Genomic DNA, 5,992 nt, shown 5'->3' with positions numbered 1-5,992 from the left:
ACATCATGATTATGAGATGGAATGAACTGATAGACAGAGGATGGTTGAGTCATTTTGGTCCGGGTTTTAAAATGTGCAAGGAAGGCGATATAAAATTAATTATCGCTTAATAGAATATAGAAAGTTAAGATGAGATTTTAGAACATAGGAATTGAGTGAATTTTTTATGATCGACCAGCTAGCAATTAGTAACCTGAAGTATGATGACAAAAAAACAAAAGCAATTATTGCTAATTTAATAGTTCTAGGGATTTTCGGCATTATTCCCATATTGTTCCGATGGAGTCAAATCGAAATCAACGCCAATGTTACAATTTTCAACCGTTGTTGGATAGCGGCCTTAATATTTGGACTGTTGCAAGAAGTTACGCTTGTTGTGGATCGGCGTGGGTTCTGCTTTGAACCCACGCTCAAGCAGTCACTCGATAAAAAACAAATTTTCCTCCTAGTGGTGACATCAGTAGTTTGCTTCGCTACACAGTTTTTATGGGCTGTGTCAGTGACTCAGACCAGTATTGCTAACGCAGCATTGATACATAGCTTGACTCCACTTTTCACGACACTGGGGGGATGGCTACTGTTTAATCAACGTTTTAATTATAAATTTTTAACTGGTCTGGGGATCGCCACTATAGGAACAATCGTCTTGGGGTTCGGTGATTTACAAATTGCTTCTGTTAAACTCCAAGGTGACTTACTGGCTTTGCTCTCCGCCGTTTTCTGGAGTGCTTATCTTTTGATTGTTGAAAAACTGCGGACGCAATTAACAGTTACAACTATCATGAATTGGATTTGTAGGATTCAAACACTTTTGTTTGGAGTGGTGATATTGATCGCTGGCGATGAATGGTTTCCCCACTCTAGGAATTGTTGGCTAACTGTTATTGCTTTGGGTTTAACTATTGTTGTCGCTCATGGGCTACTTGCATACAGTCTCAAACACTTGTCTTCTAGCCTTGTTGCCATGTTTAATCTGTTAGATCCGGTTGTGACTGCTTTTTTAGCTTGGCTGATTTTTGCAGAGACTTTGAGTTGGTTGAACTTGGTAGATTTTGTTGTTATCATACTCGGTATTTACCTGGCTTTAACCAGTAAGAAAGGAATTGAAGGGCAAGCGGTCGAATTTCCAAAAATGTCTTCAAAACCAATCAATCAAGCATAGTAGTTACTGTTGGCTCGGTTCTGCTGCACGCGGGAATTTTTGTGATTAAGTTGGTATGGTAAAACATACAGGAGTTGTATAATGTCCGGTTGCATCGGTAGCGCGGTGAGCAGGTAAGCAGGTGAGCAGGTGAGCAGGTGGGAGGAAAAAAACAGCTTTTCGCACAATCGACTATATGCAATCTATGCAACCGGACATGATATCACACCCCCACCATACACTACCGATGCCTAAGGACATGATATCAGTCTTGTTTGATGGGTGAATGAATCCGATTTAAGTCGGGAACAGAGGTGTGGTTACAATCATATGATGAGGCGATAATTTTCAAGTCTCTCCCTAAACTTTGTGCAGCTCGAATCGCCTTTCCTGCCCAATATCCCGGAGCGTTAAATATTTTTCCCACCACAGGACTTTAGACTTATCCAGACTTTTCAAGTCTTCAGGGGTATTGTAATTAAACAAAGCCTGAATCCCCGCAATTCTAAGCTACTACGCATTTAAATCCAATAAAGAGGCGGGCAATACGTCCCACCCCACAAGAAGAAGGGAAAATTTGACTCTCAAATTAGGTGCTCCCGCAGCTTATTGCGGGGATTCAGGCTCTACTTGCAACTCAATACAGACTAGGATTAACGACCACGACGGCGTTTCCGTTGCCGCTTCAATGCCTTGAGGGATTGCCGCCCAATGCCAGAGAGAAGGTTATCTGAGGTGGCGCCGCCTGCACCTGGCTCATCCGATGCACATTCCAGGGGCGTGATCTTGGAGAAATCCGAGTAAGGCAGAGGACAATTTCCAGCATCATCATTGGGTTGTGGAACTGTACCTGCTTCGATCGCATCCCGTGCTGCCAACACCAACCGAATCAACTCATCCATCACCAAAGGTGTAATGTTGACATTCATGGGATAAGCCTTCACCGCATAGATGAAACCAGGTTCAACCTTCTCATCTGGATAATCCGTGGGACGGAAACCACTGGTGTAGCTGATGTAGGGCGCGTAACTGCCTTCGAGCAACTTACCTTCCCGGTGCCACTGCCAGAGCAGATCTGCCACATTTTTCTGCAATTCGTTATTGGCTTCCAGTTCTGTCTTCGCAGCGGGATTGGTCAACTCCCTTTTATATTGAGCTTCCGCATCAACTCCCTTTTTTTGACATACTCCCCCGCGTGAACGACGGGGGATTCTAGTTCGTGGTTCACAGAAGTCTGCTTGCTAAATCTGGTTGCCCATCAATAGTAGAGGCAGTCTTCTCCCCGCGCTTTCCCTCAAAGGAGGCAGATTCCTTTTGCCCAAAGGTACTGTTTTGCCATTCAATCCCTAGAATCCCCATCCCCTTTTTCAAGATATTTAACGCGGCATTTGTATCGCGACAAATTTCTATCTTGCAGTGAGGACATGAGTGAGTTCTGGTGCTTAATGACTTTTTCACTCTCGTACCGCAATTAGAACAATCTTGGGAAGTATAGTGAGGCGATACCGCAACTACAGCCTTGTCCCAGATTTTTCCGTAGTAGTCTAACCATTGAGTGAATTGATACCAACTCGCATCAGAAATTGACTTAGCCAAATGATGATTCTTGACCAGATTTGACACCTTTAAATCTTCGTAGACAATTACATCGTTAGATGCCACTACGCACCGAGCAGTCTTGATTGCCCAGTCTTTACGCTGTCTCTGAATTTTTAGGTGAATTTTACCTAATCTGATTCTGGCTTTGTGGTAGTTATTTGATTGGGGTTTTGCTCGCTTGACAAATTTCTTGCCCAGCCGTCGTTGCTGTTTTTTCAGGCGTTTTTCTGATTGGCGAAGATATTGAGGATATATGACAGCATTATCGTTCTGATCGGAGTAGAAATACTTTAATCCCAAGTCTAATCCTAATACATTACCCGTATATTCTCCCTGCTCTTTACGGTCAGCGTCAAAACAGAATTGTGCATAGTAGCCATCGGCTCTACGCACCACGCGAACGCGGTTTATCTTAAATCGTAATAGGTCTTCCCTAGTTTCTTTGTTGCAGTATAGAGAAAAAGTACCAGAATTAAAACCATCGGTAAAAGCAATGGTCATACAGTCTGACGACAATTTCCAACCAGACACCTTGTACTCTACAGAGCGACAATGTTTTTTGAACTTAGGATAGCCTTTTTTCTGCTCCTTTTTTTTGCACCGACTGTAGAAACTAGAGATAGAAGCCCATGCTCTTTCTGCACTAGCTTGACGAGCCGCTGAGTTTAATTTATTGGCAAAAGGAAACTCTTTGGCGAGGTCTTTGCAAAGCGCATATAAATCAGCTTTACCTACACCCTGATTATCCATCCAGTACCGGATTGCTTTATTTCTGATGAATTGAGCTGTACGAATGGCATCATCAAGAGCGAGGTATTGCTGTTTAGTTCCGTTTAGTAGTTTGGCTTCTCTGACTATCATTCTTTCTTTTTATCACAAAAGATACTGGATAAAAATAAGATTTGTTAAAAAGCCGTCCTCGAAGGACGGGGCTTTAAACCCAAATTTTTGGTAAACCCGGAACAGGGTAACGAAACCTGAATCTTCTTCGTTGACACAGACTACCGTTGGCTCGTTCTTAATCACCTGATCGCGCAGGTAGTGTTGCAGTTCCAGGATGCCTCCCAGAATCGAGCGAAATCCGTTATAGCCCATGAATTTCAGCGTCGCCCAAGCTGCCATTGAGTAAGAACCGGAACGGGAAACTTCCAAGGTATAGAGTCCGGGGTTGTAGCAGGTACGAGCTTGGAGATAGGCAGAACCCGGGCGACTCAGGAGTTCTTGGAAGCGATGCAGATCGCGAACCATAACGACGCTGCAATTGTAGGTTGACCAACCTGTCTTGTGGAAATCGCAGCCAATCGCATCGGCGTGGACTACTTTGCTGATGGCGTTGTAGTTTTTCTCGATATCAGCTAAAACCTTTGGTGCAAAGCCCAAGGGATTCGCCTCGAATTCATACCCTTTGAAGGTGAGCCAAGACCACCCAATCACTGCGTCGGCGTAGATCAGGGGTCGTCCAACACCGTCGGGATGGTTTTCCAGGGGATAGAGTTCATCCACCAACTTTCTGATCTCCTCGATCGGATCGACCGCAAAAGCATCCGTTGTGCCCATTGTGCAGACGATCGCAGCAATCGGTGTTCCCGCAGCATGGAGTTCTCGCACCACCGATTCCAGGTGTTCAAAATCCATTGCATTGGTCTCATCGGTGTCGATGTCGATGAAATTTTCCATACCCAGACCAGTCCAGTCTGTGGAGTTCATTTTGCAGTAGTGACCCTGCTGAGACACCAACACCTTGGCATCGGTGCGAATGCCATTACACCGGGAATCCATGCCCAAACAACTGGTCAAAGCGTATTTAATGCCATAAAAATAGCAGCCCGATCCGCCAAAGGTGAACAGACCACCTGCCTTGTTTGTATCCCAGCCAATCAGATCCGCCAGGATTGCAGAGGTCTCCATTTCAGTCCGCTCCACATCCCAGGCATACTCCCCTTCAATGATGTTGGGGCTAAAAACCTGGGTCATCATCGCGGCAACGATCGCAGCGGTGTTAGCAGGCGGAATCACGTTCGCCATCACCAGCGGATGGTTCCAGTTGGGCATTCCCTTAAATAGATCGGCAGCTTGTTGCAGCACCTGCGACACCGGAGCCATGTTTTCCCCCAGTCTGGCTTTGGTAACATCGCCATAGTGAGGACCAGAGGGATCGCCCCCAGATAGCCTGGGGTTGTTGCGGGGGAAGAAGTGGGTTTGGGGGGTTTGAGGCGATCTAGATAACGAATTGCTTCACCCACCAGATTGGCAAACGGATCCGAGGTATCTGTGGAATAGTAGGTCGGGAAGGCGCTCTGCATGTCTGCACGTAAAGTAGCCCACCGGGGCGCACTGGCTTGCACACTGCCATCTTTGTTCCAATGGTCCGCAAATTTAGAAACCATAGTTGACTCCTACATGAATTTCAGACATTCAAATATCGCCATATTTGTAGGGCGGGCATTGCCCACCTGCAGGCACGATTGACGATGGGATCGTAAAGAAGCTAGGAAAACTAACAACTTGAGTTATTTATCGAGTTATTAGCCATGGTTCTATTTGATTTTCCTCATGCTAATCTTTCCCGCTAATATTCAAGACAATCCATAGGAACATTGCTATTGCAATCCCTATTTTGCTCGAACAATTAATGAGAATAAACTCCCTAAATTCCAGTCATATTTTTCCGAAAAAATCCATCCGCAGCCAAATCTAGCACGATTATCCCAATTTTCAGCTAACCGCAATTATTGTTAACAACACTTCCAATAAATTTATTTTAGATTGATATATGTTTAAGCCCTTTGAAGAGGACAAGGGGACACGGGGAGACGGAGACGCGGGGAAACCCCCACGGATAAATCCGGGGGATTCAAGCAAGGAAGAATTTCTTTTCTCTCCACGGATAAATCCGGGGGCAAGTGACCAGGTGCAGAGATCTTGAGAATGGTTGGGTTTTGATAGCTTGGGGGTCAGGTTTGTAGACTGTCCAAACTGCGGTAAGCAACACGATCGCGATATCAACGCTGCGATCAATATCAAGCATGAAGGGAAAGCGGATTTTGGCATTGGGAACCAGTGCTACTGCTTCTTGTGGGTATGTACGACCAAAACGACCGGGACGTAAAAGATCCACGGTCGTGGAGGCGATTCCCAGTGAAGGAAGAAGCCCCCACCATACCTGAAAGGTTGGTGGTGGGTAGTTCACACTCAGTACTCAGTACCGACTAGGCAGTCCACTTTTGAGCTACAAGTTCGGCTAAATCAACA

General features: G+C 45.4%; 5 protein-coding genes. 2 read left to right on the top strand and 3 right to left on the bottom strand.

The genetic code is table 11. The features are described 5' to 3' along the window. Positions 1-166: 166 nt before the first annotated feature. Positions 167-1,162: a DMT family transporter gene (locus ACE1CM_RS06475; RefSeq protein WP_374876581.1), complete on the top strand. Its 996-nt coding sequence runs from the start codon at positions 167-169 to the stop codon at positions 1,160-1,162. Between the two features lie 632 nt (positions 1,163-1,794). On the opposite strand, the gene ACE1CM_RS06470 is transcribed toward ACE1CM_RS06475, so the two are convergent. From ACE1CM_RS06470 to ACE1CM_RS06460, 3 genes are all read right to left on the bottom strand, one after another. Further along, positions 1,795-2,280, bottom strand: coding sequence for a hypothetical protein (locus ACE1CM_RS06470; RefSeq protein WP_374876580.1), 486 nt, complete (start codon positions 2,278-2,280; stop codon positions 1,795-1,797). An 85-nt stretch (positions 2,281-2,365) separates the two neighbouring features. Then, on the bottom strand, positions 2,366-3,601 hold the full coding sequence (locus tag ACE1CM_RS06465) for an RNA-guided endonuclease InsQ/TnpB family protein (protein WP_374876579.1): 1,236 nt from the start codon (positions 3,599-3,601) through the stop codon (positions 2,366-2,368). Between the two features lie 12 nt (positions 3,602-3,613). Beyond that, a complete protein-coding gene (locus ACE1CM_RS06460) occupies positions 3,614-4,843 on the bottom strand; it encodes a pyridoxal phosphate-dependent decarboxylase family protein (protein ID WP_374876578.1) in 1,230 nt (409 codons plus the stop codon). A gap of 829 nt (positions 4,844-5,672) precedes the next feature. Here ACE1CM_RS06460 and ACE1CM_RS06455 point away from each other — a divergent pair. Beyond that, positions 5,673-5,849, top strand: coding sequence for a zinc ribbon domain-containing protein (locus ACE1CM_RS06455; protein WP_374876577.1), 177 nt, complete (start codon positions 5,673-5,675; stop codon positions 5,847-5,849). Positions 5,850-5,992 lie beyond the last annotated feature (143 nt).

This window comes from Microseira sp. BLCC-F43, from assembly GCF_041929235.1.
Taxonomy (GTDB): Bacteria; Cyanobacteriota; Cyanobacteriia; order Cyanobacteriales; family Aerosakkonemataceae; genus Microseira.
The sequence above is the reverse complement of the archived record's forward strand: the minus strand, read 5'-3'. Positions and strand labels throughout refer to the sequence as shown.